At 59.2% G+C, this 26,590-nt stretch carries 24 protein-coding genes and 3 tRNA genes; 4 read left to right on the top strand and 23 right to left on the bottom strand.

What is annotated here, in order from left to right; all coding sequences use genetic code 11:
* Positions 1-68: 68 nt before the first annotated feature.
* Positions 69-821, bottom strand: a complete 753-nt coding sequence (yjfP, locus tag CLM71_RS01805; RefSeq protein WP_105229492.1) for an esterase — start codon at positions 819-821, stop codon at positions 69-71.
* Between the two features lie 132 nt (positions 822-953).
* Between yjfP and bsmA the strand changes: the two genes are divergently transcribed.
* Positions 954-1,265, top strand: a complete 312-nt coding sequence (gene bsmA, locus CLM71_RS01800; RefSeq protein WP_105229491.1) for a biofilm peroxide resistance protein BsmA — start codon at positions 954-956, stop codon at positions 1,263-1,265.
* On the opposite strand, the gene CLM71_RS01795 is transcribed toward bsmA, so the two are convergent.
* From CLM71_RS01795 to nnr, 18 genes are all read right to left on the bottom strand, one after another.
* Positions 1,262-2,455 carry a glutathionylspermidine synthase family protein gene (locus tag CLM71_RS01795; RefSeq protein WP_105229490.1) on the bottom strand — a complete coding sequence of 398 codons (1,194 nt, stop codon included), beginning with the start codon at positions 2,453-2,455 and terminating at the stop codon, positions 1,262-1,264. The two genes, bsmA and CLM71_RS01795, sit on opposite strands and share 4 nt — an antisense overlap.
* A 2-nt stretch (positions 2,456-2,457) precedes the next feature.
* On the bottom strand, positions 2,458-3,090 hold the full coding sequence (locus tag CLM71_RS01790; protein WP_105229489.1) for a DUF1190 domain-containing protein: 633 nt from the start codon (positions 3,088-3,090) through the stop codon (positions 2,458-2,460).
* A gap of 29 nt (positions 3,091-3,119) precedes the next feature.
* A complete protein-coding gene (locus CLM71_RS01785) occupies positions 3,120-3,518 on the bottom strand; it encodes a DUF350 domain-containing protein (protein WP_105229488.1) in 399 nt (132 codons plus the stop codon).
* An 84-nt stretch (positions 3,519-3,602) separates the two neighbouring features.
* Positions 3,603-5,231 (bottom strand): isovaleryl-CoA dehydrogenase, encoded by a 1,629-nt coding sequence (locus CLM71_RS01780; RefSeq protein WP_105229487.1) that lies wholly within the window; start codon positions 5,229-5,231, stop codon positions 3,603-3,605.
* Positions 5,232-5,361: 130 nt separating this feature from the next.
* Positions 5,362-6,093, bottom strand: a complete 732-nt coding sequence (gene rlmB, locus CLM71_RS01775; protein WP_015344301.1) for a 23S rRNA (guanosine(2251)-2'-O)-methyltransferase RlmB — start codon at positions 6,091-6,093, stop codon at positions 5,362-5,364.
* A gap of 60 nt (positions 6,094-6,153) precedes the next feature.
* Positions 6,154-8,625 (bottom strand): ribonuclease R, encoded by a 2,472-nt coding sequence (rnr, locus tag CLM71_RS01770; RefSeq protein ID WP_105229486.1) that lies wholly within the window; start codon positions 8,623-8,625, stop codon positions 6,154-6,156.
* A 59-nt stretch (positions 8,626-8,684) separates the two neighbouring features.
* Positions 8,685-9,110 carry a nitric oxide-sensing transcriptional repressor NsrR gene (gene nsrR / locus CLM71_RS01765; protein ID WP_105229485.1) on the bottom strand — a complete coding sequence of 142 codons (426 nt, stop codon included), beginning with the start codon at positions 9,108-9,110 and terminating at the stop codon, positions 8,685-8,687.
* 307 nt (positions 9,111-9,417) lie between these two features.
* Positions 9,418-10,716, bottom strand: coding sequence for an adenylosuccinate synthase (locus CLM71_RS01760; RefSeq protein ID WP_105229484.1), 1,299 nt, complete (start codon positions 10,714-10,716; stop codon positions 9,418-9,420).
* Positions 10,717-10,814: 98 nt separating this feature from the next.
* Complete coding sequence (locus CLM71_RS01755; RefSeq protein WP_015344297.1) at positions 10,815-11,015, bottom strand: DUF2065 domain-containing protein; 201 nt, start codon at positions 11,013-11,015, stop codon at positions 10,815-10,817.
* Between the two features lie 62 nt (positions 11,016-11,077).
* On the bottom strand, positions 11,078-12,082 hold the full coding sequence (gene hflC / locus CLM71_RS01750) for a protease modulator HflC (RefSeq protein WP_105229483.1): 1,005 nt from the start codon (positions 12,080-12,082) through the stop codon (positions 11,078-11,080).
* Between the two features lie 3 nt (positions 12,083-12,085).
* On the bottom strand, positions 12,086-13,330 hold the full coding sequence (gene hflK / locus CLM71_RS01745) for an FtsH protease activity modulator HflK (RefSeq protein WP_105229482.1): 1,245 nt from the start codon (positions 13,328-13,330) through the stop codon (positions 12,086-12,088).
* 115 nt (positions 13,331-13,445) lie between these two features.
* On the bottom strand, positions 13,446-14,726 hold the full coding sequence (hflX, locus tag CLM71_RS01740; RefSeq protein ID WP_105229481.1) for a ribosome rescue GTPase HflX: 1,281 nt from the start codon (positions 14,724-14,726) through the stop codon (positions 13,446-13,448).
* A 98-nt stretch (positions 14,727-14,824) separates the two neighbouring features.
* A complete protein-coding gene (hfq, locus tag CLM71_RS01735) occupies positions 14,825-15,133 on the bottom strand; it encodes an RNA chaperone Hfq (protein ID WP_015344293.1) in 309 nt (102 codons plus the stop codon).
* Positions 15,134-15,248: 115 nt separating this feature from the next.
* On the bottom strand, positions 15,249-16,190 hold the full coding sequence (gene miaA / locus CLM71_RS01730) for a tRNA (adenosine(37)-N6)-dimethylallyltransferase MiaA (protein WP_105229480.1): 942 nt from the start codon (positions 16,188-16,190) through the stop codon (positions 15,249-15,251).
* Positions 16,183-18,072 (bottom strand): DNA mismatch repair endonuclease MutL, encoded by a 1,890-nt coding sequence (gene mutL / locus CLM71_RS01725; protein ID WP_105229479.1) that lies wholly within the window; start codon positions 18,070-18,072, stop codon positions 16,183-16,185. The genes miaA and mutL overlap by 8 nt, the downstream gene beginning before the upstream one ends.
* A gap of 19 nt (positions 18,073-18,091) precedes the next feature.
* Entirely contained in the window at positions 18,092-19,846 is a 1,755-nt protein-coding gene (amiB, locus tag CLM71_RS01720) for an N-acetylmuramoyl-L-alanine amidase AmiB (protein WP_105229478.1), read from the bottom strand.
* 16 nt (positions 19,847-19,862) lie between these two features.
* Positions 19,863-20,324 (bottom strand): tRNA (adenosine(37)-N6)-threonylcarbamoyltransferase complex ATPase subunit type 1 TsaE, encoded by a 462-nt coding sequence (gene tsaE / locus CLM71_RS01715; protein WP_105229477.1) that lies wholly within the window; start codon positions 20,322-20,324, stop codon positions 19,863-19,865.
* Positions 20,325-20,334: 10 nt separating this feature from the next.
* A complete protein-coding gene (gene nnr, locus CLM71_RS01710; protein WP_105229476.1) occupies positions 20,335-21,849 on the bottom strand; it encodes a bifunctional ADP-dependent NAD(P)H-hydrate dehydratase/NAD(P)H-hydrate epimerase in 1,515 nt (504 codons plus the stop codon).
* On the opposite strand from nnr, the gene queG reads away from it, so the two are divergent.
* Entirely contained in the window at positions 21,848-22,987 is a 1,140-nt protein-coding gene (gene queG, locus CLM71_RS01705; protein ID WP_105229475.1) for a tRNA epoxyqueuosine(34) reductase QueG, read from the top strand. The two genes, nnr and queG, sit on opposite strands and share 2 nt — an antisense overlap.
* Positions 22,988-23,294: 307 nt before the next feature.
* Here the strand turns inward: queG and CLM71_RS01700 are convergent.
* The 4 genes from CLM71_RS01700 to orn all read right to left on the bottom strand — a co-directional run bounded on the left by CLM71_RS01700 (position 23,295) and on the right by orn (position 24,380).
* Positions 23,295-23,370: transfer RNA gene (locus CLM71_RS01700), tRNA-Gly, on the bottom strand.
* A gap of 55 nt (positions 23,371-23,425) precedes the next feature.
* Positions 23,426-23,501, bottom strand: a tRNA-Gly gene (locus tag CLM71_RS01695).
* Between the two features lie 65 nt (positions 23,502-23,566).
* A tRNA-Gly gene (locus tag CLM71_RS01690) sits at positions 23,567-23,642 on the bottom strand.
* Positions 23,643-23,834: 192 nt separating this feature from the next.
* A complete protein-coding gene (gene orn / locus CLM71_RS01685; RefSeq protein WP_105229474.1) occupies positions 23,835-24,380 on the bottom strand; it encodes an oligoribonuclease in 546 nt (181 codons plus the stop codon).
* A 179-nt stretch (positions 24,381-24,559) separates the two neighbouring features.
* Between orn and rsgA the strand changes: the two genes are divergently transcribed.
* Entirely contained in the window at positions 24,560-25,609 is a 1,050-nt protein-coding gene (rsgA, locus tag CLM71_RS01680; RefSeq protein WP_105229473.1) for a small ribosomal subunit biogenesis GTPase RsgA, read from the top strand.
* Positions 25,610-25,686: 77 nt separating this feature from the next.
* Positions 25,687-26,583: an archaetidylserine decarboxylase gene (gene asd, locus CLM71_RS01675; RefSeq protein WP_105229472.1), complete on the top strand. Its 897-nt coding sequence runs from the start codon at positions 25,687-25,689 to the stop codon at positions 26,581-26,583.
* Positions 26,584-26,590: the final 7 nt, after the last annotated feature.

Below are 26,590 nucleotides of genomic sequence, written 5' to 3'. Positions count from 1 at the left end.
GCCGCAGCCAAAAGCGGCAGTCTAAAATGGTAATCCAACCCAACGCCCCCTGCTTGCAGGGGGCTTTTTTATAACGCGGCGCGGAAAAAACCCACGCAGGCGTCCAGCGCCGCCGGCGTAATGCGGTGCTTCACGCCCGCCTCAACCGCCACCGTCAGCCGCTCGGCCAGACCGCGTTCGCGCAACACCTGCGCCAGTCGCAGGCTTTCCGCCGCGGGCACCACATCATCGGCCTCGCCGTGCCACAACAGCAGCGGGCGTTCGGCCAACTTATCCCACTGCCGCTCAAACTCATCATCCGCCAGCGGCGCCAGGTATGCGGCATGCTGCGCGTCAGCCAGCGGTTGCCCGTGTGCATCCAGCGGCGGAAACAGCGTGCGTGACAGCGAGGTAAACGAACCGGACCCCATCAGGCTGGCCGCCGCGGTGATCCACGGATAGCGTGTCAGCGCTCCCAGCGTGGTCATGCCGCCCATCGACGCCCCGGCAACGCCGACGCGCGCACCGTCAATCAGCCCGCGCTGTGCAAAATGCGTCTGCAGCGCCGGCAGTTCGTCGATATTGCTTTTCAGGATGTCCCAGAACTGCGCCAGCCGCCGCTGCTCATCGCCATGATAGCGTTCGCCATGCTGAGCGGCGTCCGGCAATATCACGCGGAATCCGGCCTTCGCCAGCGCATAGCCAAAATAGGCATACACTTCTTTCGATGAGCAGTAACCGTGATAAAAGAACACCGTCGGCAGGGGGTGCTCATATTTCCCGGCCGGCACCGCATGAATAACCGCAATTTCCCCAACGCGTTCGTCAAATAGCTCAACCATCGATAAACCTCTTATTGCTCCGCAAGCCGCTCTATCATGGCAAAAAAACGCCGTGAGCATTAGCTCATTCTGTTCCAGCTTATGCTTAAGCATTACACTTGGGGTATTGCGATGAAAATAGCGAGGTCGCCGATGACTCTTACACGCACTGCCGCCCTGCTGACGCTGCTGGCCGCGTTATCCGGCTGCGGCCTGATGACCACCACGCCCAAACCGCCGCCGCCGCCAATTGCCGGACAGGCGCAGGAGGTCATCCGGGCGCAGACCTTTGGTCTGGAAAAGATGACCACCGTCAGCGCGCTGGTGCACGGCAGCCCGATGAACGTGGAAGACGCCATCCAGAAAAAGGCCACCGCCAGCGGCGCCCGCTACTACCTGATTATTATGAACAGCGAAACCGTGGTGCCCGGACAGTGGTACTCACAGGCCATTTTGTATCGCTAAGCGATAAAGTGCGGCACAAAGCGTGACGTGTCTTTGGTGATCGGCGAATTATCTTCCCGCAGACCGATGCCTGCCGCCCGATCGCCCACCAGCCAGCTGCCGATCAGCGTATAGTCATCGCCAAAACGCGGCAGCGGCGCGCAGGCCTGCCAAATCTGCGCTTCCTGCGCATAGTCGCCGCCGGTCATCGCCTCACAGCGCAACCCGTCCCGATCGCTGAACATCGCCACATTGGCGCCTTCGCGGGAATACAGCGGCTTACGCACAAAACCGCGCCACTGCGCGCCCATCTCTTGCGCCAGTCGCCAGCCAGGCCGCTGCACCTCCTCGGCAAAATAGGCCGGCAGCAGGTTCGGATGGCCGCGGTGCCAACGCCACAGCAAGGGCAGAACCCCCTTGTTGCTCACGATGCTTTTCCACAGCGGCTCCAGCCATTGCGTACGGCCGCCGCGCAGCGCGGGGCCGAAATCGTCGCGCATCATCCATTCCCACGGATAGAGCTTAAACGCCTGACGCAACGTCCGATCCTGCAGGTCGGTAAATACGCCGCCAACGCCGAGACCAATCTCCTCCATATGCAGAAAACGGGTGTCCAGCCCGGCCTGACGCGCGCAGTCCTCCAGATAACGCACGGTACCGCGATCCTCCTGCGAATCGCGACAGCAGCAAAAGTAGAGCGGATCGGCGCTGCGCCACAGCGCAAAGCGCTGGATCAGCTGTTCCTGCAGGGAGTTAAACTGGTCTGCCCCTGCCGGAATGCGCCCGGCCGCCACCGAGTCCGCCAGCCAGAGCCATTGGAAAAATGCGCTTTCGTACAAAGAGGTCGGGGTATCGGCGTTATACTCCAGCAGCTTCACCGGCCCGCTGCCGCCCCAGGCAAAATCCATCCGGCCATACAGCGACGGCTCTTGCCGCCGCCAGCTGGCGGCGATGGCATCCCAGTAAAGTTCAGGGATCGCCAGCTGCGTCAGCAGGGCATCGTCCGCCACCACTCGACCGACCAGATCCAGACACATGGCGTGCAGCTCTTCGGTCGGTGCTTCAATCCCCTGTTCTATCTGTTGCAGGGTAAAACGGTAGGCGCGCGACTCATCCCAATAGGGTTCGCCGTCGATGATATGAAAGTGGAAACCGTAACGGGCGGCGATGTCTGCCAGGTTGCGGCGCGGCGTCATCGGTAAACGTAGCACCGTTACCCCCCCCAACTGCGCGATGAAGAGCCAAAACCGCCGCGTGAGACCGTCTGCGCCGACGCCGGCTGAACGTTGCCCGCGCTTTTCAGGCGCCAGCTTTCGCGGTCACCCGGCGTTTGCAGCTCATTGAACCTGTCGCGCGAGCGGAAGAAGGGACGCGCGCGCGAACTTGCACCGCCGCCGTAATAGCTACCTCCGGACGAGGAGGAAGACGCACCGCTTTCATCATCCTGAGCATTCGCCGCCAGCGTAAAGCCCGCCATCCTCGGGATAAAGTGTTGCGTCGGTAAATCATAGGTGCAGTTATACGCGCCGTAGTGGGACTCGCAGCTGTCTATCCGAGTAAACCCCAGGCTACCGAGCCGCAGCGCTTCCTGCGCCTGCTGATAGCTGTTCTGGCACACTGCCCGACTATTGCCGGCATCCACGCAGGCGGACACCGAATGATAAATCACCGCCTGCTCGGGCGCGGGGTCATCCAGGCTATACCACACCGCGCCGGCTGCGCCGCCCATCAACACCAGCGTCAACAGCTGCGGCGACTTGCGTGTGGTCGACGGTGATGAATAACGCTTGAACGCAGGTGTACTCTGCGTGTTGCGCGCCGTCTGCGCGCGCCGTTTGCCGGCCATGGCCTGTACCTTCCGTTTTCGTTAATTGATTAATATGTCATGCACGCCGCATTCAATACGCCGCCGCTGATGGAGACGCCGCCGAGGAAAATCCCCGCCGCCAAATGGTTGGCCTCAATTTTATCGCTGATGCGCGGCATATAGACTTTCACTGCGGCAAACAGCAGCAATTGCACCACCAGCGCGACCGCGCCCCAGATAACGTAATCCAGCAGGCTGACCGAGTTGATCGCCGCGCTGGCCAGGGGAATCACGTACCCCAGACAGGCGCCGACGAAACCGAATGCGGCAGACTGATTATTCTGTTTAATCAATGCCCATTCGTCATGCGCCGTGATGCGGGTGTAGATAAACAAAAAGACCAGCACCATGGCAAAACCACTGAAAAAGTAGGCGGCAAACGCCGCCAGTGCGCTAATGATATCCATATAATCCTTCCTGAACGAGAGTCGTTATCCCTTTACGGGCCGATGCCGTGTGACAAAATGTTTCACGCCGGCGCTACTTTATGCCTAGCCGCCCATCGCTCTGTCAAGCAGCGATGCGCACAGCGTCTCCGGCAGTACGCGATCGCCGCGCGCATCCAACGCCATCTGACACCAGGCCTCCGCCAGCGGCGGCGCTGCGCTGCGCAACAGCTGCGCCGCCGCAAACAGATTAAACAGCTGCGCCGTCATGCTCCGCCCCTGCGCCTCCTGTCCCTTACGCAGCTGCTGCATCAGCTGTCGCCACTGGCGATCGAAGTGGCGGTTCTGCCCTTTGACCTCGCTGAACTCCTGCTGTACCGCCTCCTGTACCGCGCTGCTTTTCGTCCAGGCGCGCAACACGTCCAGGCTCATAATATTGCCCGAACCTTCCCAAATGCTGTTGACCGGCATCTCGCGATACAGACGCGGCAGTTCGCTCTCTTCGCAATAGCCGATGCCGCCCAGCGCCTCCATCGCCTCGGCGACAAAAGGACTCCCCTGACGGCAGACTTCAAACTTCGCCGCCGACGTCATAATGCGGCTCAGCCCCTGCGCCAACGGGCTGCCAACGTCGCCATAGGCGCGCGCCAACCGCATCAGCGCCGCGACCTGCGCCTCTAGCCGTAGCGCCATACGCGCCAGCTGCTGGCGCATCAGCGGCAGCTGGATCAGCGTTTTGCCGAAGGCCTGGCGCTGATGGGCGTGATACAGCGCCACCGACAGCGCACGACGCATCAGCCCGTGGCTGCCGAGCGCACAGTCAAAGCGGGTCAGCGTGCCCATTTTGAGGATTTGCCGCACGCCATCGCCCTCGTCGCCCAGCAGCCAGGCGCTGGCGTCAAGAAACTCCGCCTCGCTGCTGGCATTTGAACGGTTGCCGAGCTTGTCCTTCAGCCGCTCCAGCCGCACCGCATTACGCGTGCCGTCGGGCAGGATACGCGGCAGGAAAAAGCAGGACAGCCCGCCGCCGGTCTGCGCCAACACCAGATGCGCATCGCTCTGCGGCACCGAGAAAAACCATTTGTGCCCCACCAGGCGGTAAAGCTCGCCGTTGCCACGTCCGGCCAGCGGCGTCGCGGTGGTAGTGTTGCTCAGCACGTCGGAACCGCCCTGCTTTTCCGTCATGCCCATGCCGATCAACAGGCCGCGCTTCTGCGCCCCCGGCAGCAGATGGGCATCATAACGGTCGGACAGCAGCGGCGGCAGCCAGTCGCTGAACACCGCCGGCAGGGTGCGCTGCAACAGCGGCGTGGCGCCGTAAGTCATGGTGATGGGACACAGCGTGCCGGCCTCCACCTGCGCATGCAGCATAAAACGCGCCGCACGGGCGACCACCGAACCAACGCGCGCTTCCTCCTCCCACGGCAGGTTGTGTACCCGGTTAGCCACCAGCCCCTGCATCAGAATGTGCCAGGCGGGATGGAAGCGAACGTCGTCGAGCCGCTGGCCGCAGGCGTCGTAACGCAATAACTCCGGCGGGTTGGCGTTGGCCAGCCGCCCCAGCTCTAACGATTCCTGGGTGCCCAGCTGTTGTCCCAGCGAGGCCAACACCTCGCTGTCCCAGCCGGCCTGCTCACGCTGCGCCGCCTCGCGCAGCGGCGTATCGGAAAGAAAAAGGTTGCTGTTGCCCAGCGGTTTGGGCTGATTAAAGACATCGTGCGTATGCCAGACCATAGACCTGCTCCCTGTTCAAGACCTCAGCAAACAGTATGGCCGACGTGACGATTTCTGCCGCAGGGCGGCGCACAGGATGGGATATAGGCGGGGGAAAACAGCGGGCCAGACGATGCCTGACCCGCAGGGATCAGCTGCGCTGGCGCACCGCTTCGAACAGGCAAACGCCGGTGGCGACCGACACGTTCAGCGAGGAAACGCTGCCCGCCATCGGAATGCTGATCAGCTCATCGCAGTGCTCGCGCGTCAGACGGCGCATGCCTTCGCCTTCTGCGCCCATCACCAGCGCCATCGGCCCGGTCAGCTTGCTCTGATACAGCGTATGATCGGCTTCGCCGGCGGTACCGACAATCCACACGTTCATCTCCTGCAGCAAACGCATGGTGCGCGCCAGGTTAGTGACACGGATCAGCGGCACGCTTTCCGCCGCGCCGCAGGCCACTTTCTTCGCCGTCGCGTTCAGCTGCGCGGAACGATCGCGCGGTACGATCACCGCATGCACGCCGGCTGCGTCGGCGCTGCGCAGGCAGGCGCCAAGGTTATGCGGGTCGGTCACGCCGTCCAGAATCAGCAGAAAAGGCGTATCGACGCTTTCCAGCAGCCCCGGCAGGTCATTTTCCTGATACTGGCGGCCTTCGCGTACGCGGGCGACGATCCCCTGGTGCACCGCACCTTCCACCTTGTCATCCAGCCACTGGCGGTTAGCCACCTGAATCACGATGCCGGTGGCTTCCAGCTCGGCGATCAACGGCTGCAGACGGCGGTCGTCACGGCCTTTCAGGATAAACACTTCCAGGAAGCGTTGCGGGTCACGTTCCAACAGGGCTTTAACGGCGTGGATACCGTAAATAATTTCGCTCATGATGCTCTTTTAACCGTGCGGCCGACGTCGGTCGGCCGGTGATAATTACCGTGCGGCAGGTCAGCCCTGCTCCGCACCTTTCGTCTTGCCGGCACGCTTGGCCTTGGTGGCCGCGGCAATCTTTTTGGTTTTGGCCGATGCTTTCTTCGCTTTGGCCTTCTTGTCTTTCTTCACTTTGCCCGCTGGCTTGGCGTCATCCTTACGGAAGGCGCTGTCCGGCTCAAAGTTGGCCGGCGCTTTGCCGCCGCGACGCTTACGGCCATTGCCGTTGCCGTCACGCAGCGTACGCTGCCCGCCTTTCTTTGCCCGCTCGCGTTCGGTTTTACCTTCGCCGCGCGGCTTGCGGGTGCTGGAGATCAGCACGAAATCAATCTTGCGCTCATCCATATGCACCGCCTCAACGCGGATTTCCACCGTATCCCCCAGGCGATAGACCATCCCGGAAGATTCGCCGATCAGCCGCTGACCGATATTATCGTAGCGGTAGTAATCGTTATCCAGCGTCGAGACGTGCACCAGACCGTCGATAAACAGATCGTTCAGGCGGACGAAGAAGCCAAAGCCGGTTACGCTGGCGATAATGCCGGTAAACTGTTCGCCGACGTGATCCTGCATAAAATCGCACTTCAGCCAGTCGGCCACGTCGCGCGTGGCTTCATCGGCACGGCGCTCGGTCATCGAGCAGTGCAGACCCAGCTGCAGCATCTCGTCGAGATCGCTGTGCCAGCCGCCAGTCGGCGTCCAGCGATGCTGAGGCTCGCCGTGCTCTTTCGCCAGTTGGTATTTAATCGCCCGGTGCAGCGCCAGATCGGGATAACGGCGGATCGGCGAGGTAAAGTGGCCGTACGATGACAGCGCCAAACCGAAGTGGCCGCGGTTTTCCGGATCGTAAATCGCCTGCTTCATCGAACGCAGCAGCATAGTCTGCAGCATTTCATGATCCGGGCGATCGGCCACTTCATCCATCAGCGTAGCGTAATCCTTCGGCTGCGGCTTATTGCCGCCGCCCAGCGTCAGCCCCAGCTCGCCCAGTACGCTGCGCAGTGCGGAGATATGGTCGTCGCTCGGACGATCGTGCACGCGGAACAGCGCCGGCTCGTTACGCTTCTCAACAAAGCGCGCTGCGGCGATGTTCGCCAGGATCATGCACTCTTCGATCAGTTTGTGCGCGTCGTTACGCACCGTCGGCTCCACGCGTTCAATGCGGCGCTCGGCATTGAAAATAAACTTGGCCTCTTCGGTCTCAAACGCGATGCCGCCGCGCTCGGCGCGCGCCTGATCCAGTACCTTGTACATGTTGTGCAGTTCCTGCAGGTGCTTGACCAGCGGATGATACTGCTCACGCAGCTCCTGGTCGCCCTGCAGAATGTGCCACACCTTGGTATAGGTCAGACGCGCATGAGAGCTCATCACCGCCTCATAGAACTTGGCGGTGGAGAGGCGCCCCTGCGCGGAGATGGTCATTTCACACACCATGCACAGGCGATCGACCTGCGGGTTCAGCGAGCACAGTCCGTTGGACAACACTTCCGGCAACATCGGCACCACCTGCGACGGGAAGTATACCGAGTTGCCTCGGCCGCGCGCTTCGTCATCCAGCGCGGTGCCCGGACGCACGTAGTAGCTGACGTCGGCAATGGCTACCCACAGCCGCCAGCCACCGCCGCGCTTTTTCTCGCAGTAAACGGCGTCATCGAAATCACGGGCGTCTTCGCCGTCGATGGTAACCAGCGGCAGCTTACGCAGATCCACGCGCCCCTGTTTGGCCTCTTCCGGCACCTGCTCGCTGAGATCGGCCACCTGTTTCTCCACCTGCGGCGGCCAGGTATGAGGAATTTCATGGGTGCGCAGCGCGATATCCACCGCCATGCTGGTGCCCATTTTATCGCCGAGGATCTCGACGATTTTCCCTACTGCCTTGGTGCGGCGCGTCGGACGCTGGGTCAGCTCAACCACCACCATATAGCCCATGCGCGCACCGGCTACCGCATCGTTCGGGATCAGGATGTCAAAGCTCAGGCGGCTGTCGTCAGGCACTACAAAACCGGTGCCGGCATCCATAAAGAAGCGGCCGACAATCTGGCTGGTTTTCGGCACCAGCACCCGCACAATGCGCGCCTCGCGCCGTCCTTTACGATCCGCACCCAGCGGCTGCGCCAGCACCACATCGCCGTGGATTGCCATTTTCATCTGTTCTGCGGAGAGATACAGGTCGTCTTTGCGCCCTTCAACGCGCAAAAAACCATAGCCGTCGCGGTGGCCGATCACCGTGCCGCGCAGCAGATCCAGCCGCTCCGGCAGCGCGTAGCACTGGCGGCGGGTAAACACCAGCTGACCATCGCGCTCCATGGCGCGCAGGCGGCGACGCAGCGCCTCCAGATGTTCATCACTGGTCAGGTTCAGTTCTTTTGCCAGCTCTTCGCGGCTGGCCGGCGTCTCACGCTTGGCCAAATGGGCAAGGATGAATTCGCGGCTCGGGATTGGGGATTCGTATTTTTCTGCTTCTCGTTCCAAGAATGGATCTTGTGACATTGCGGTTCCTCCGTTGTCATCAGCAGGATGTCGCTGAGCCTTGTCTTCTCAACGACGTTTTATTCGACAAGCAATAGCTTGTAGAGCGGCGGATTATCTTCAACCATATCGGCCAAAGTGTAGTTATCCAACTCTTCAAGGAAATTCTGTACCCCTTGTTGCAGTACCTGCTTCAGTCGGCAGGCCGGGGTGATGTGGCAAAAATCGCTGCTGCAGTTAACCAGGGCAAGCGGTTCCAGCGCCCGCACCACGTCGCCAAGACGAATGGTTTCAGCCGGTTTGCCTAGCCGGATGCCGCCATTTTTACCGCGTACGGCCGTAACCAGGCCAATACGGCTCAGTTGGTTGATTATTTTCACCATATGGTTGCGGGATACGCCATACACCTCGGTCACTTCCGAAATGCTGGTCATTTTATCCTTCGGGAGCGATGCCAGATAAATCAGCGCCCGCAGGCCATAATCAGTAAAACTTGTTAACTGCACGTTTACCTCTGGGCACGATAGGGCCCGTTTGCGTTTAATGTGCCGCTTTCGGCATTTTTCAAAAGATTGCTATTGGATAATAAACCAGCCGGTGAGTTTGCCGCTAATTATTTAGCGCATGAAAGACTTTACGACAGAACGGTGACGGTGTTTTGACGGGAACCGCAGAGAGTGGGAATAACCGCTATCCTCAGCGCCATACGCGCTGTGTTGACTCAATTCAGTGATACGGGCACGGCCGACAGAGCGCAAGCCGGAAAAAAACAAACCGGGACTCAGCCCGGTTTGCTTCATGCAGAAAAACCGATTATGCGTCGAACGGGTCGCGCAGAACCATGGTTTCGCTGCGGTCCGGGCCGGTAGAGATAATGTCTACCGGTACACCGGTCAGCTCTTCAAGACGCTTGATGTAGTTCAGCGCCGCCTGCGGCAGCTTGCTGTACTCTTTTACGCCAAAGGTGGTTTCGCTCCAGCCAGGCATGCTTTCGTAGATCGGTTCAATACCTTCCCAACCTTCTGCCGCCAGCGGTGTGGTGTTCATTTCGCGGCCGTCTGGCATGCGGTAGCCCACGCAGATTTTCACTTCTTTCAGACCATCCAGCACGTCCAGCTTGGTCAGGCAGAAGCCGGACAGGGAGTTGATCTGTACCGCACGACGCACGGCAACCGCATCCAGCCAGCCGGTACGACGACGACGGCCGGTGGTAGCGCCGAATTCGTTGCCCTGTTTGCACAGGAACTCGCCGGTTTCGTCAAACAGTTCGGTCGGGAACGGACCTGCGCCAACGCGGGTCGAGTAGGCTTTCACGATGCCCAGCACGTAATCGACGTAACGCGGACCAATGCCGGAGCCGGTGGCAACGCCGCCAGCGGTGGTGTTGGACGAGGTGACGTACGGATAGGTACCGTGGTCGATATCCAGCAGCGTACCCTGCGCGCCTTCGAACATGATCAGGTCGCCACGCTTACGCGCGCCGTCCAGCAATTCGGAAACGTCAACCACCATTGCGGTCAGGATATCGGCAATGGACATCACGTAGTCCAGCGTAGACTGGAAGTCGACCGGTTCGGCTTTGTAGTAGTTAACCAACTGGAAGTTGTGGTATTCGATGATTTCTTTCAGCTTAACCGCGAAAGACTCTTTATCGAACAGATCGCCAACGCGCAGACCACGACGGGCAACTTTATCTTCGTAAGCCGGGCCAATACCGCGGCCGGTGGTGCCGATGGCTTTCGCGCCGCGCGCTTTTTCACGGGCTACATCCAGCGCAACGTGGTAAGGCAGGATCAGCGGACAGGCTTCGGACAACAACAGACGCTCGCGTACCGGGACGCCGCGCGCTTCAAGTTCGCCCATTTCTTTCATCAGCGCGTCAGGCGCCAGTACAACACCGTTGCCGATGATGCTGGTGACGTTTTCACGCAGGATGCCAGAGGGAATCAAATGAAGAACGGTTTTTTCACCGTTGATAACCAGAGTGTGGCCAGCGTTATGGCCACCTTGGTAGCGCACAACATATTTAGCCCGTTCAGTCAGCAGGTCAACGACCTTGCCCTTACCTTCGTCACCCCATTGGGTGCCCAGTACGACGACGTTCTTACCCATTTTTCGAAATCACCGATTGCTTAAAAATGGATTCTAGCACCGTAATTTCAGAGTTTCAGCACTTTTCGCATACGATTGCGTATTTTTTCGGCTAGACTTCAGCCACCAAGGCGCGTGCTCAACATATAGTAGATCACGATGCCGGCAACCACTATTCCACCGCCGAAACGACGCAGCGTGGCGTCCGGCAATTGCGAAATCGTCAGGATCATTTTACGCCAGGCGCGCGGAAACAGCATCGGCCCCAGACCTTCCAGCACCAGAACCAAACCTAACGCCAGCCAAATTGTTGCATTCATGCCTTACCCCAAAAAAGAAGGGGCCCGTGCTAACACGGACCCCCGGTCACTGTTTTAACGCCTTATTTACGCGACGAATCCGGCGATTTCATATAGCGGAAGAAATCGCTGTCCGGGCTGAGCACCATCACGTCCTGGTTCTCTTTGAAGCTGGCTTCATAAGCACGCAGGCTACGGATAAAGGCATAGAAGTTAGGATCCTGGCTGAACGCGTTGGCAAACAGCTTGGCCGCTTCGGCATCCCCTTCACCGCGGGTGATACGCGCCTGACGCTCGGCTTCTGCCAACGTACGCGTTACCTCGTAGTCCGCGCTGGCGCGCAGCTTCTCGGCTTCTTCCTGGCCCTGCGAACGCAGACGACGTGCTACCGCTTCACGCTCCGCGCGCATACGCTGGTAAATGGCATCGGACACTTCCGCCGGCAGGTTGATCTGCTTGATACGCACGTCAACCACTTCAATACCCAGCGCCGCCATGCTGTTCGGATTCACCTGCGGCTGTTTGCCGGTGGTTTCACGCTCAACACGCGCCGCCGCAGAGGCGATAGCGTCGTCGGCTTCGGTCTTCGGCAACTCTTCGCCGTTATTCAGCGTACCGGTGTTCAACGCATCACGCACGTCGGACATCAGCTTGCCGCGTGAGTCGGTCACGATGTCTTTCACATCCAGACGGCCGATTTCAGAACGCAGACGGTCACTGAACTTACGCTTCAGCAGTACCTCGGCCTGGGAGACGTCGCCGCCGCCGGTCGCCAGATAGTAACGGCTGAAGTCGCTGATGCGCCATTTCAGGTAGGAGTCGACGATCAGGTCTTTCTTCTCGCTGGTCACGAAGCGATCGGCCTGATTCTCCATGGTCTGAATGCGCGCATCCAGATTTTTCACCGATTCAATAAACGGGATCTTGAAGTGCAGGCCCGGCGCATAAATCAGCGGTTTGTTTTCGTCATCACGCAGTACCTTGCCGAAGCGCAGAACGATGCCGCGCTGGCCTTCCTGCACCACAAACAGTGAAGCATAAAGCGCCACCAGCACCACGAGGAGGATAACTACAAAAGACTTACGCATTGATTATTGTCTCCCTACGCGAGTGGTATCGTCACGCTGCGCATTCGCCCGGCGTTGGTCCATAACCGAACCGCTGTTCTGCGGTTTGCTGCCGGCGTTGCTGCCGGAAGTCGACGGCGCAGGGTTGAGACGAATCAGGCTGGTGTCTTTGTTGCCGCTGTCGCTGGATGCGCCGGCCTGGCCGCGCAGCATCTGCTCCAGTGGCAGCACCATCAGGTTGTTGCCTTTGTCATTCACCAGCACCTTGCGGGTATGGCTCAGGACTTTTTCCATGGTTTCGATATACAGACGCTCACGGGTAATTTCCGGCGCTGACTTGTATTCCGGCAGCAGTTTGGCAAAGCGCGCCACCTCACCCTGGGCTTCCAGGACGGTACGGTCTTTATACGCTTTGGCGTCTTCCAACAGACGCTGCGCCTGACCGTTCGCACGCGGCTGAACTTCGTTGGCGTAGGCTTCCGCTTCACGGATGTACTGCTGCTCGTTCTCACGTGCTGCGATAGCATCATCGAATGACGCCTTCACCTCTTCCGGCGGACGCGCCGCCTGGAAGTTGACGTCCAGCAGCGTGATGCCCATTTTGTACGGACGCACGGTCTCTTCCAACATGCGTTGGGTATCGTTACGCACCACGGTACGCCCTTCAGTCAGGATGCGGTCCATGGAATACTTGCCGATCACGCCGCGCAGGGCACTGTCGGTCGCCTGGCTCAGGCTGTCGTCAGCGTTCACCACGCTGAACAGGTACGCTTCCGGATCGGTCACGCGATACTGCACGTTCATCTCGACCCGCACCACGTTCTCATCGGAAGTCAGCATCACGCCGGATGCAGCCAGTTCGCGCACCGACTCCACGTTCACCGGACGCACTTCATCAATAAAGGTCGGCTTCCAGTTCAGGCCCGGCTGCACCAGATGGCTGAACTTGCCGAAGCGTGTGACCACGCCGCGCTCAGCTTCCTTAATGGTATAGAAACCGCTGGCCGCCCAAATCACCACCACAGCAACCGCCGCGATGCCGATGATACGGCCGCTGAAGCCCGCGCCGCTGCCGCCGCTATTGCCGTTAGAGCCTTTGCCTCCGCCCAGGCCGCTCAATTTCTTGCTCAGCTTGCGGAAGATATCGTCTAAATCAGGTGGCCCTTGATCACGACCGCCTTTGTTACCGCCAGAGTTGCCGCCATTATTATTGCTGCTCCCCCACGGGTCGCGGTCCTGTCCGTTATTACCGGGCTGATTCCACGCCATGTTTTAGCTCCATTATTCTGTGATTGGGTACTTCAGGTTCACGCGCGGGCCACAGCAAAAATTTGCCGCCCCTATAATGCCCGCAGACCGAGTGCACAAATGTAACAGGATATGATCATACTATAAAGTTAATCAGATCGTGTTCCTGTTTACACAGGCGACGCCACTCCACTATCGGCATACGCACCACCATGCCAATGCTGCCGTCTTCTTCGTTCCACTCTTTTTCGATTGCCTGAAGCTGGTAAAAACGGCTACGAAGACGGCCTGCCCGTGGCGGTAAGCGCAGCTCATGATGCGCGATTTCCCCCGATAAGCGCTCCGTCAACGCCTGATACAACAACGGAATACCTTCCCCGCTGACGGCGGACAGCCACACGCGGATCGGTAAATTTTCATCGTTGCGGTCGATACGCGGAACAAAATCATCCAGCATATCTATTTTGTTCATCACCAACAGTGTAGGTATCTCGTCCGACTCGATCTCTGTCAGCACGCTGTTTACGGCTTCAATGTTCTCGTCAACGCGGCTATCTGCGGCGTCGATCACATGCAGCAGCAACGATGCCTGCCGCGTTTCCTGCAGCGTCGCCTTAAAGGCGGCGACCAGGTCGTGCGGAAGATGTCGAATAAACCCTACGGTATCCGCCAACACCGTATCGCCGACGTCTGTGACGTCGATGCGTCGCAAGGTGGGATCCAGCGTGGCAAACAGCTGATCCGCCGCGTAAACCTCGGCGGATGTCATACGGTTGAACAGGGTGGACTTGCCGGCGTTGGTATAGCCGACCAGTGAGACGGTCGGCACGTCGGCGCGGGTACGCGCCCGTCGGCCTTGTTCACGCTGCTTCTCTACCCGCTCCAGGCGGCGCAGAATCAAGCTGATACGATCGCGCAACAAACGACGGTCGGTCTCTAATTGGGTTTCCCCCGGCCCGCGCAGGCCGATCCCCCCTTTCTGGCGCTCCAGGTGCGTCCAACCGCGCACCAAACGCGTGGCGATATGGCGCAACTGCGCCAGCTCTACCTGCAGCTTGCCTTCATGAGTACGGGCGCGCTGGGCAAAGATGTCTAGAATCAACCCGGTGCGGTCGATAACCCGGCATTCACACAGACGCTCAAGGTTTCTTTCCTGCGCCGGGGAAAGGGCATGATCAAACAGGACAACAGACGCGCCGCTGGCTTTCACCGCATCTGCAATTTCTTCGGCCTTTCCTTCACCGACAAAGTACTTCGGGTGCGGGGCTTTGCGGCTGCCAGTCACCACTTGCAAAGCCTGAACACCGGCTGAAGAAACCAGCGACTCGAATTCGCTGAGATCTTCCGTATCTTTGTCCTGCGAGAAATAGATATGAACCAGTACGGCCTGCTCACCGGCTTCATAACGGTCAAACAAGCGTGCAACCTCTCAAACGGATATCAACCGCGAGTGTGGGGGACATAAACAGCGCAAGGCTGCTTACGTTCCCCGTCATGGTTGTCTTGCAATGCGCCTTATTCAGCGTCATCGCTTTCCTGCTGCGGCTGTTGCTGCGCAGACGGATTATTACCATGGTGATAGTTATTGCTGCCGCCGCTCGGATTGTTGCTGTGATGCGAAACCGGGCGCGATGGGACAACGGTAGAAATAGCGTGCTTATACACCATCTGGCTTACTGTGTTTTTCAACAGAATGACAAACTGGTCAAAAGACTCAATCTGGCCTTGCAGCTTAATACCATTCACCAAATAAATAGAAACCGGAACACGTTCACGACGCAATGCGTTCAGGAACGGATCTTGCAAAGATTGCCCCTTAGCCATTCTATCTTTTCCTTATTTGCTTGTTGTTTGTAACTAAGAACCTGTCGGCTCTAAAATGTACGACCTAAAAAAATTTGCGCGCTGAATACTCATCAATTGTACACAATCAATCAGCCTATGCACTAACAACCTGTGTCACCGACGCCAAAGCCTCTCCCGGCTTTTCGCTGTCCAGCCAGCGGACTGACTCCCAGCCCCGTAACCAGGTCATTTGACGTTTGGCCAACTGACGCGTTGCGCAAATACCACGATAAACCATTTCATCGTAACTAATTTCGCCAGACAAATATGACCACATCTGGCGGTAACCGACACAGCGAATGGAAGGCAAATCCGTATGCAAATCACCCCGCGCGAAAAGTGCGCGCGCTTCCGTCTCAAAACCTGCCGCCAACATTTGATGGAACCGCAGCTCAATGCGTTGATGTAACAACTCACGGCTGTTCGGCGCTATCGCAAATTGGTGAACATGATACGGCAACGATTCACCCGAAATTTTAGTCAGTTCCGTTAAAGTTTTACCCGAAATAAAAAAAACTTCCAGTGCTCTGGTCAGTCTCTGCGGATCATTCGGATGAATTCTTAACGCCGCTACCGGATCTATCTGATGTAACTGCTGGTGCAGCGCCTCCCAACCTTGCTCCGCCGCCTGCTGTTCAATACGTTCGCGCACCGCCGCATCAGCGGACGGCAGCGGGGAAAGCCCCTCCAGCAACGCCTTGAAATACAGCATGGTGCCACCCACCAGCAGCGGAATGCGCCCGGCGGCGGTAATCTCGGCCATCTCTTTCAGCGCGTCGGCGCGAAAGTCCGCGGCGGAATACGCCTCAGCGGGATCGCGGATATCTATCAGCCGATGCGGCGCCTGCGCCAGTTCTTCGGCGCTCGGCTTGGCGGTGCCGATATCCATCCCGCGATAAATCAGCGCCGAATCGACGCTAATCAGCTCTACCGGCAGCTGCTCGCGCAGCGCCATCGCCAATGCGGTCTTGCCCGACGCTGTCGGCCCCATGATAAAAATCGCCGGAGGCCGCGGCGTTATTGCTGTTTCAGTCATGTGTAAGGGCTGCCAGTGCAGCCTGTAAATCAACAGGTTGTAAGAGACCGCTCGGTGGCGCTTTGACCAGCTGCGGGCAAAGTCGTTCAACGTCGGTCAGTAATTGTATCGCTTGCGAGGCGTTCCACTGTTCATGTTCACTGCCAAGATGGCGGGCAAACCAGGTGGCCAGCACCTCAGGCGACATCGCTTTATGGTCGGCCAGATAGCCTAACAGTTCCGGAATCAACTTTTGTAAATTTTGTTGGCGTAACGGTAAAGGCACTGCGCGCAACGTCACACGCCCGTGATCGACCTGCAGCTCCATCCCCATTTTCACCAGCAGCGCCTGATGCGCCGTGCAGGCGGCAACCTCCGCTTTTTCCAGCGTCAGTTTTACCGGGATCAGCAGCGGCTGCGGGCGCAGCCCCTCTTCCGGCGGCGTCAGCTGCGCCTGGCGCAGCCAGCGCTCGGCCACCGGCAGGTTCAGCAACGACAGACGCTGTTGCTGCTCCATCAGCGCGTAGCACGGCGGGTACACCATCAATACCCGGCCGAAACCATGCTGGCTGCCGGCCAATGCCGGCTCCTGCGGTACCTGTGTCGTTTTCGCCGACGGGAACAGCGGCGGTTTCTCTTTGGCAGCGGCCGGCGCCGGTTCAGGCGTCGCCTGCATCAGGCGCCCATACAGCTCGCCTTCGCGCTTCTGGTAGCCGGAGCCGCCGTGATAGCTCTGCGGCGCCCGCTCGCTCGCCGGTGCGGAAGGTGCCGTTTCACGCCGTGGCGTGCTCTCCGGCGCGGGCTGAGAAAAGTGATTGCCGCCGGCAGCGACGCGGTTTTCCGGCTGCCAGGCCGGCGCGGGCTCCTGCTGCTCCGCTTCTTCCGCCAGCGGCAACGGCGCCTGCCCCACCTGCTGCAGCACCGTAGTCACCGCCTGGTAGATAAAGTCATGCACCAGACGTGCCTGATGAAAACGCACCTCATGCTTGGCGGGATGCACGTTGACGTCTACCTGATGCGGATCGACGTCCAGATACAGCACGTATGCCGGCTGCTGCTCATCCTGCAGCTGATCCTGATACGCCTGGCGGATCGCGTGGTTGATCAGCCGGTCGCGCATCATCCGGCTGTTGACATAGCAGTACTGCATATCGCCAAGCGCCCGCGCACCTGCAGGGTCCGCCACCCAGCCGCGGATGGTTAAATCGCCGTGCTGCCAGGAAACCGCCAGCGCATGCTGTAAAAACGCCGGGCCGCAGATGCTGGCAAGACGGCGTTCATGCTGGCTCTCTTCTTTCGCCGCACGATACTGACGCATCAGCTTGCCATTGTGGCTGAGCGTGATTGCCACATCGAAACGCGCCAGCGCAATGCGTCGCACCACTTCGTCAATATGGCCGAATTCGGTTTTTTCGGTGCGCATGAATTTACGCCGCGCCGGCGTATTGTAAAACAGATCCAGCACCTCCAGCGTGCTGCCTATCGGATGCGCCGCTGGCTTCACCGTCACCGCCTGCTCGCGCCCTTCGGCGTAAGCCTGCCAGGCTTCCTGCTGCTGGGCAGTGCGCGAAGTCAGCGTCAGGCGCGATACCGAACTGATACTGGCCAGCGCCTCGCCGCGAAAGCCCAGGCTAACGATCGCTTCCAGATCGTCGAGGGTGGTGATTTTACTGGTGGCGTGCCGCGCCAGCGCCAGCGCCAGCTCTTCCTTACCAATACCGCAGCCGTTATCGCGAATACGGATCAGCTTGGCGCCGCCGCGTTCAATCTCAATATCAATGCGCGTGGCCCCGGCATCCAGGCTGTTCTCCACCAGCTCTTTCACGACCGACGCAGGCCGCTCAACCACTTCTCCGGCGGCGATCTGGTTGGCAAGCTGTGGCGGTAACACCTGGATTGACATGCGGGTTCCCCTTGATGGTTCAGGTATGCGGAATGGTCAGCGTCCGATCCAGCGGCGCGACGTCCGACTTCAGGCGATTGGCGCTTTTCAGGGCACTGACGCTAACGCCATAGTGTACGGCAATGGAAGACAGCGTATCACCGCGCACCACTTTATGCCGCGACGGTTTGCTCACGCCGCCGCGCGTTTTGGCGATGTGCTGACTGCCGGCAGCGGCGCCCGCCGCCGGCACTTTCAGCCGCTGTCCTACCCATACGCCGTCTTTCTTCAATTTATTGAGGTTATGCAACGCCGTCATGCTGGTGCCGTAACGGCGGGCAATCGCAGAGAGCGTTTCCCCTCTGCGCACAACGTGAATCTGCGTTTTACCCCGGTAACTGCTGCTAACGTCTGGTGAAGCCGTGTTAACCGCCGCTGCGACGTCCAGCGGTCGGTTTTCCACCTTTGGGTCGGCTTGTAGCGGATGCGACAGGAAGTAGCTGCGCAGACCGCGATGAATCGCCTTGGCTAGCTTTTCCTGATAGTCGCTACTGCCCAGCAGTCGCTCCTCCGAAGGGTTGCTGATAAAGCCGGTTTCCACCAGCAGGGAAGGAATATCCGGCGAGCGCAGCACGCCAAGACTGGCCGGCTGCGGACGGCTCTTGTGCAGCACGCCGATAGTCTGCATTTCACTCAGCACCTTCACCGCCACATCATAGCCCACGCGCTGCGAATGGCCGAACTGCAAGTCCAGCACCGCCTGGCTGAGATACGGATCGGCCTGATTGCTGGCCAGCAGATCGCCCGCGCCGCCCAGCAGCTCGGACTGTTTCTCATGCTGTTCCAGCCAGTTGGCCATTTCACTGTTGGCACGGCGGTTATTCAACACCCATACTGACGCACCGGTCGCTCTGCGGTTTGGCGCCGAGTCCGCGTGGATCGACACCAGCACATTAGCCCCTTGCTTACGCGCCACTTCCGAACGCCCCATTACCGACACAAAATAGTCGCCGGTACGCGTCAGCACCGGTTTGAACATCGGATCTTTCTCCAGCAACGTCTCCAAACGGCGGGCAACGGCAATGGTTACGTTCTTTTCACGCAACCCGTTTTGCCCCAGCGCGCCGGGATCCTGGCCGCCGTGGCCGGCGTCGATCGCCACCACGACGCGGTTGCCCGAACCGGCGGACACGCGGCTGCTGCGCGGCGTTTCCGCCGTTGCTGTGCCGGCCACCACGGTCGGTTTTTCCTTGAACGGATTGCTGCCGGATGAGCGGGTAGACGCCACACGGCGCACCGGTTCTTCTGTTTTCGTCACCAGCGGTTTACTGGCCAGCGGCTTACTGGCCGCCGGCGCGGGCGCCTGGCGCACAACGTTATTGCTGCCCGTGGCGGCAATGGTAAACACCACGGTATACACGTTACCGTTCTGCCGCGTGACCGCGCGGGTTTTCGCGCGCTGCGTCAGCTCAAACACCAGGCGCACGCTCTGCGCGTCTTTCGGCGCGCTGGAGCGGATGCGTTTCACCAAATTCTGGCCGCTGAAGTTAAGCGGCAGGCCGCTGACTTTGCCGCTCTGATTGACGTCCAGCACTACGCGCTCCGGCCCGTGCAGCGGGAAGAACGCATAGGCCGGCGGGCCGTTAAAGCTGACCGCGACGGTCGCCTCGCGCTGGGCGTTGGTGACTTTGATATCCGCCAGCGACGATGACGCCGCCTGCGCCAACGACGGGCCAAACAGCCCCATCGCGACGATCAGCGCCATGCCGAGGATTTTCTTTAGTCCATACATCATGTTGGCGTCATCCCTGTTACCCGTGGATTCGGTCGATGAGTTGGCTGCCATAGTCGGACAGTGCGTCCAGACGCGCTTCCCGGCCTTGATCCTGGTAGCTCAGATGCAGCGCCAAATCCGGCGGCGGCAAGACACCCGCGCCCTGCTGCGGCCATTCCACCAGGCAAATGGCATTCTGCGCGAAGTAGTCGCGAATGCCCATAAATTCGAGTTCTTCAGGATCGGCCAGCCGATACAGATCAAAGTGATAAACCGACAGCGGCTCCAGAGCATAAGGCTCCACCAGCGTATAGGTCGGGCTTTTCACATTGCCCTGATGGCCCAGCGCCTGCAGGAAACCGCGGCTGAAGGTCGTTTTACCGGCGCCCAAATCCCCATACAGGTAAATGACGCTGGCCCGATCGCACGCCTGCGCCAACGCGGCTCCCAATTCAACCGTCGCTGCCTCATCCGGCAGAGGTAACACGAGTTCTTTCATTCGATAATATCTATTTTGCCAACTGAGGATTAACGTAATAGGGGATCGCCGGCAGTAAATCGGTCGCCAGCAACCCTCTGGTGCCCTGTTTTTCCGCCACGCTATCTGCGGCAACGCCGTGGACCACACAACCGGCGCAGGCGGCATCATACAGCGAGAGCTTTTGCGCCAGCAATCCGCCGATAATACCCGCCAGCACGTCGCCCATACCGCCGGACGCCATACCTGGGTTGCCGACATCGGCAATCGCCATCGCGCCGTGCTCATCGGCGATCAGCGTCCCCGCGCCTTTCAGCACCGCAACGCCGCCATACTCCGCAGCCAAACGTCGCACGGCAAGTAAGCGATCACTTTCAATGTCAGCGGTGCTACAGCCCAATAGCCGCGCCGCTTCGCCGGGATGCGGCGTAATAACACGATTCTGACGCTTCTCGGGATTTAATGCCAGCAGGTTAAGCGCATCAGCATCCCATAATGTTGGTTTATCGCTGGATTGGAGAACTTTCAGCGCATTCTGACCCCACGCCTCCTGCCCAAGACCCGGGCCAATTACCGTGACATCAGCCCACGCCTGCGCCCGCTGCAGGGCCTCGTCATCCAGCGCTTGCACCATCAGCTCGGGACGCGCCGTCAGCAACGGCGCCACATGCTCATAGTGAGTAAGTACTCGCACAAGACCTGCACCGCTGCGCAGCGCCGCTTCAGCGGCCATACGTATCGCACCGCCAAAGCCGCGATCGCCACCGACCAACAGCAGGCGCCCGTGTTCGCCTTTATGAGAACACGGACGGCGCGGTGGCAGCCATCCCGCCAGATCGGGCGCACTAACGCGCTGAATCTGCACCGGTTGCTGTGCCAGCCAGTCAGATAATCCTAGCGTACTCTGATGAAGTTGCCCGACCCAATCGCGCGCCTGGCCGGTCAGCAGGCCCGGCTTCAATCCGATAAAGGTGATGGTGTGCGCGGCGCGGATCGCCGCACCGGGAACCGCGCCGCTGGCGGCCAGTAGCCCGGAGGGAATATCCAGCGCCACAATCGGCAGCCCGCTGTGATTGGCCGCCTCGATTAATGCCGCCACCGGCGCACGCGGCGCGCTCGTCAGCCCGCTGCCCAACAGACCATCAATGATCAGGTCGATATCCACCGGCCAGCGGCTGTCGCTCGCCAGTTCCAGACCGCCGGCATCCAGCCAGGCCTGGCGCGCCGCCGCTGCCTCCTCTGGCAAGGGGCGCGAACCTGTGCCGGCGATCAGCGTCACCCGCACGCCGGCTTCGGTGGCCAGACGCGCGACCACATAGCCATCACCGCCGTTATTGCCATGCCCGCACAGCACCAGCCAATGACGCGCAGCCGGATAGCGATCGCAAGCCAGTTGGTAAGCCGCCCGGCCTGCACGCAGCATCAGTTCGTACAGCGATATCCCGGCCGCCGCCGCCGCTAACGGCTCCGCCTGTCGGATCCAGTCCGCAGGCCAGACAGAGTGTGGTAAACTGACAGCGTATTGTTTCTCACTATGGCCCGTCATGACACACCCTCTCGATCTCAATCAACTCGCCCAACATATCAAGCAATGGGGGCAATCGCTAGGATTCCAGCAGGTTGGTATCTGCGATACCGATCTGAGCGCAGAAGAGCCCAAATTGCAGGCGTGGCTTGATAAGCAGTACCACGGCGAGATGGAATGGATGGCGCGCCACGGCATGCTGCGCGCCCGGCCGCATGAGCTGCTGCCCGGCACTCTGCGGGTGATCAGCGTGCGCATGAACTACCTGCCGGCCAAAGCGGCGTTCGCCAGCACGCTGAACAATCCGCAGCTCGGCTATGTCAGCCGCTATGCACTGGGGCGTGATTATCACAAACTGCTGCGTCAGCGCCTGAAAAAACTCGGCGAACAGATCCAGCAGTATTGCGGCGAACTGAATTTTCGTCCGTTTGTCGATTCGGCGCCGATTATGGAGCGCCCGTTAGCCGCCAAAGCCGGGATTGGCTGGGTTGGTAAACACTCACTGATTCTCAATCGGGAAGCCGGTTCATGGTTCTTCCTCGGTGAACTGCTCGTGGATCTGCCTCTGCCGGTCGACCAGCCTCAGGAAGAGCAGTGCGGACGCTGTGTGGCCTGTATCACCACCTGCCCGACCGGCGCCATCGTCGAGCCATATACCGTTGACGCCCGGCGCTGTATCTCTTATCTGACCATTGAGTTGGAAGGCGCCATTCCGGAAGAGTTTCGCCCGCTCATGGGCAACCGTATTTACGGCTGCGACGACTGCCAGCTGATTTGCCCGTGGAACCGTTTCTCACAGCTGACCGACGAAACAGATTTCAGCCCGCGCGCGGCGCTGCACGCTCCGCAGCTGATCGATCTGTTTTCCTGGAGTGAAGAGAAATTTCTGCGCATCACCGAAGGCTCGGCGATTCGCCGCATCGGCCATTTGCGTTGGTTGCGTAACATTGCCGTTGCGCTCGGCAATGCGCCGTATCAGGAAGCGATTCTCAGCGCCCTGCGCACGCGGCTGGGGCAAAGCGAACTGCTGGATGAACATATCGAGTGGGCGCTGCAACAGCAGCTCGCCCGCCGTACCGAACACCGCATTGAAGTACAAAGCCCGCAGAAAAAACGGTTAATACGCGCTGTGGAAAAAGGATTACCCAGAGATGCCTAATGCCAATGGCAGACCTATCGGCCAGTCCTGAAGGTCACCTGTGGACTTGTGTATAAAAATAAAAACCCGTTGTCTTTCAAACGTCACAAAAAGAGCAAGTGATCGGGATAACGTTTTCAAATTAATAAATATTCTTTAATATCAAAAAGATAAATATTTCATTCTGGTAACGTTGTTTTTTTATCCAAGAGGTATTACCCATCCAGCCTGTGGATAACTCTGTTTACAAGATTTTTCGCAAGGATAAGAGAGAAGACGCGTTACCGCACCTTTTCAGGCGGTATGGGTTCATTCAGGGGGAGAAAATTGGAGCGGGAAACGAGGCTCGAACTCGCGACCTCAACCTTGGCAAGGTTGCGCTCTACCAACTGAGCTATTCCCGCACACAAGAGATGCTTTACAGCATCCGGCCAAAAATGAAGATGGCCTTTGAAATTTTGGAGCGGGAAACGAGGCTCGAACTCGCGACCTCAACCTTGGCAAGGTTGCGCTCTACCAACTGAGCTATTCCCGCGTCGCATGGTTACTGCTGGTACTGCTTGTTACTCATCATGCCGCATAGTGCGACATTGCTGAATTTGGAGCGGGAAACGAGGCTCGAACTCGCGACCTCAACCTTGGCAAGGTTGCGCTCTACCAACTGAGCTATTCCCGCGTCGTATCGATAGCTGAACTTTTCGAAATTCTTCATCGGTACGGGGTGCGCATTATACGAGAATTCCTTTTTGCCGCAAGCCCCTAAACGCAAAAAATCGCTTTTTTTGTTTGATTGCTGCTTAATGCGCCAATATGGCGAATTAAGCGGCGAAAAGCGGCATTTTCTGAACGTCTAACGGCTATCTGCAGCTTACAGCTGAATAAAATGCTCGCGGTAATAGGCCAGCTCCGCCACCGACTCACGGATATCGTCCAGCGCCTGATGGGTGCCCTGCTTTTTAAAGCCGGCCAGAATTTCCGGCTTCCAGCGACGCGCCAACTCCTTCAGCGTGCTGACATCCAGATAGCGGTAGTGGAAGTAGGCTTCCAGCAGTGGCATATAACGGAACAGAAAACGCCGGTCCTGGCCCACGCTGTTGCCGCAAATCGGCGATTTGCCCGCCGGCACCCACTGCTCAAGAAACGCAATGGTCGCCAGTTCCGCTGCCCGGTCGTCAACGGTGCTGGCCTTCACCCGTTCCACCAGCCCGCTGCCGGTGTGGGTGCGCACGTTCCAGTCATCCATGAGCGCCAGCTGTTCGTCTGACTGATGCACGGCGATCACCGGCCCTTCCGCCAGGATGTTCAGATTGGCGTCCGTCACCAGCGTTGCAATCTCGATAATGCGGTCACGCTCGGGATCCAAACCGGTCATTTCCAGATCGATCCAAATCAGGTTATTTTCGTTTGCGGTCATGATAGTTCCTGCCTGTAAGCCTCAAGACAACCCTGCGCCGGCCGGCGGCGGCAAATATTCCGCAACGGCGCGCGGCGCCCGGCAGCCAACAACGGTTATTTAATATAAAATAGCGTGTATCATAGTCTTTTTAGTCGCAACGAGCGATAGAGCGATATAAAGCCGAAGAGTGAGGCGCAGTGAGCAAAAACAAACTGTCTAAAGGTCAACAACGCCGAGTGCAGGCGAACCATCAGCGTCGCCTGAAGCGCACTGATAACAAACCGGAACTGGACGATAGCCAATTGGGTGAACCGCAAGAGGGGATCGTCATCAGCCGCTTTGGCATGCACGCCGACGTTGAAGCAGCAGACGGTAGCCAGCATCGCTGCAATATTCGTCGCACCCTGCGTTCGCTGGTGACCGGCGACCGCGTAGTCTGGCGTCCCGGCCTTGGCAACCATGAAGGAGTAAAAGGCATCGTCGAAGCTGTGCATGAGCGCAGCTCGGTGCTGACGCGCCCGGATTTTTACGACGGCGTCAAACCGATCGCCGCCAATATCGATCAGATCGTGATCGTCTCGGCGATCCTGCCGGAACTGTCGCTGAATATTATCGATCGTTATCTGGTCGCCTGTGAAACCCTGGATGTCGAGCCGCTGATCGTGCTGAACAAAATCGACCTGCTGGATGATGAAGCGCGCCAGCTGGTTGACGGCATGATGGATATTTACCGCCGCATCGGCTACCGGGTGCTGGAAGTTTCCAGCCGTACCCGTGAAGGCATGGCGGAATTCGAGCAGGCGCTGGCGGGGCGCATCAGTATTTTCGCCGGGCAGTCAGGCGTAGGGAAATCCAGCCTGCTGAACGCCCTGCTGCCGCCGTCCGACGAACAGATTCTGGTGAATAACGTTTCCGATGTCTCCGGCCTCGGCCAGCACACCACCACCGCGGCGCGGCTGTACCATTTCCAGCACGGCGGCGATGTTATCGACTCGCCGGGGGTGCGTGAGTTTGGCCTGTGGCACCTGGAGCCGGAACAGATCACCCAGGGTTTCGTCGAGTTCCGCGATTATCTGGGCGGCTGTAAATTCCGCGACTGCAAACACGACAACGATCCCGGCTGCGCCCTCCGCGCGGCGGTGGAGCGCGGCGACATCGCCGAAGAGCGGTTCGATAACTATCACCGTATTCTGGAAAGTATGGCGCAGGTCAAGGTTCGCAAGAACCTGCTGGACGCCAACGGTTAACGCAATCGGGCGAACGTTGACAGCGATCTGCGGGTCGTTACAATGCGCGCCTTTTACCCCCTTTTTAAGAGGTTAACGTGCTGGATAGCATCAAAATCAAATTACAATACTGGCTGCCGAAGTTGGCGCTGACCCGTCTGGCCGGCTGGGGCGCAGACAAAGAGGCCGGCTGGCTGACACAACAGGTGGTAAAACTGTTCGCCCGCTATTACCGCGTGGATATGCAGGAAGCGCAGAACCCGGATTTGACCTCATACGCCACCTTCAACGAATTCTTTGTACGCCCGCTGCGCGACGGCGCGCGTCCCGTCGTCAGCGAAGCCAACGTGCTGGCGCTGCCGGCTGACGGCGCCATCAGCCAGCTTGGCCTGATCCGCGACGATCAAATCTTCCAGGCCAAGGGGCATCACTACAGCCTGGAGGCGCTGCTGGCCGGTAACTATCAGTTGGCGGACACCTTCCGCAACGGCCTGTTCGCCACCACCTACCTGGCGCCGCGAGACTATCACCGCGTGCATATGCCGTGCGACGGCGTGCTGCGCGAAATGATCTACGTACCGGGTGACCTGTTCTCGGTCAACCCGCTGACCGCCGCCAACGTGCCTAACCTGTTCGCCCGTAATGAACGCGTGATCTGCATCTTCGACACGGCGTTCGGGCCTATGGTGCAAATACTGGTCGGCGCCACCATCGTCGGCAGTATTGAAACCGTCTGGGCCGGCACCGTCACCCCGCCGCGCGAAGGCATCATCAAACGCTGGACCTATCCGGCGGCCGGTGAAGACGACGCTATTACGCTGGCAAAAGGCGCGGAAATGGGCCGCTTTAAGCTGGGGTCGACGGTGATCAACCTGTTTACCGCCAACAGCGTGCATTTTGAACCGCGCCTGAACAACGGCACCGTGACCCGTATGGGCGAAGCCTTTGCCGAAGCGGCTACCGCGCGTGACGCGGCAGAAGCGCCGCAAACCTAAAGGAATG

Origin of the sequence: Serratia sp. MYb239 (genome assembly GCF_002966855.1) — a bacterium.
GTDB classification, from domain to species: Bacteria; Pseudomonadota; Gammaproteobacteria; order Enterobacterales; family Enterobacteriaceae; genus Serratia_B; species Serratia_B rhizosphaerae.
This window is presented reverse-complemented; position numbering and strand designations above follow the sequence as displayed.

Excerpts from the sequence above, each read along its gene's own strand:
- hfq (WP_015344293.1), bottom strand. The coding sequence starts at position 15,133 with ATGGCTAAGGGGCAATCTTTGCAAGATCCGTTCCTGAACGCATTGCGT.
- CLM71_RS01755 (WP_015344297.1), bottom strand. The coding sequence starts at position 11,015 with ATGAATGCAACAATTTGGCTGGCGTTAGGTTTGGTTCTGGTGCTGGAA.
- CLM71_RS01785 (WP_105229488.1), bottom strand. The coding sequence starts at position 3,518 with ATGGATATCATTAGCGCACTGGCGGCGTTTGCCGCCTACTTTTTCAGT.
- mutL (WP_105229479.1), bottom strand. The coding sequence starts at position 18,072 with ATGTCAATCCAGGTGTTACCGCCACAGCTTGCCAACCAGATCGCCGCC.
- CLM71_RS01790 (WP_105229489.1), bottom strand. The coding sequence starts at position 3,090 with ATGGCCGGCAAACGGCGCGCGCAGACGGCGCGCAACACGCAGAGTACA.
- hflK (WP_105229482.1), bottom strand. The coding sequence starts at position 13,330 with ATGGCGTGGAATCAGCCCGGTAATAACGGACAGGACCGCGACCCGTGG.
- queG (WP_105229475.1), top strand. The coding sequence starts at position 21,848 with ATGACACACCCTCTCGATCTCAATCAACTCGCCCAACATATCAAGCAA.
- amiB (WP_105229478.1), bottom strand. The coding sequence starts at position 19,846 with ATGATGTATGGACTAAAGAAAATCCTCGGCATGGCGCTGATCGTCGCG.
- CLM71_RS01780 (WP_105229487.1), bottom strand. The coding sequence starts at position 5,231 with ATGGTCTGGCATACGCACGATGTCTTTAATCAGCCCAAACCGCTGGGC.
- rlmB (WP_015344301.1), bottom strand. The coding sequence starts at position 6,093 with ATGAGCGAAATTATTTACGGTATCCACGCCGTTAAAGCCCTGTTGGAA.
- orn (WP_105229474.1), bottom strand. The coding sequence starts at position 24,380 with ATGACCGCAAACGAAAATAACCTGATTTGGATCGATCTGGAAATGACC.
- nnr (WP_105229476.1), bottom strand. The coding sequence starts at position 21,849 with ATGACGGGCCATAGTGAGAAACAATACGCTGTCAGTTTACCACACTCT.
- tsaE (WP_105229477.1), bottom strand. The coding sequence starts at position 20,324 with ATGAAAGAACTCGTGTTACCTCTGCCGGATGAGGCAGCGACGGTTGAA.
- rnr (WP_105229486.1), bottom strand. The coding sequence starts at position 8,625 with ATGTCACAAGATCCATTCTTGGAACGAGAAGCAGAAAAATACGAATCC.
- miaA (WP_105229480.1), bottom strand. The coding sequence starts at position 16,190 with ATGACTGAAACAGCAATAACGCCGCGGCCTCCGGCGATTTTTATCATG.
- hflC (WP_105229483.1), bottom strand. The coding sequence starts at position 12,082 with ATGCGTAAGTCTTTTGTAGTTATCCTCCTCGTGGTGCTGGTGGCGCTT.
- CLM71_RS01760 (WP_105229484.1), bottom strand. The coding sequence starts at position 10,716 with ATGGGTAAGAACGTCGTCGTACTGGGCACCCAATGGGGTGACGAAGGT.
- bsmA (WP_105229491.1), top strand. The coding sequence starts at position 954 with ATGACTCTTACACGCACTGCCGCCCTGCTGACGCTGCTGGCCGCGTTA.
- yjfP (WP_105229492.1), bottom strand. The coding sequence starts at position 821 with ATGGTTGAGCTATTTGACGAACGCGTTGGGGAAATTGCGGTTATTCAT.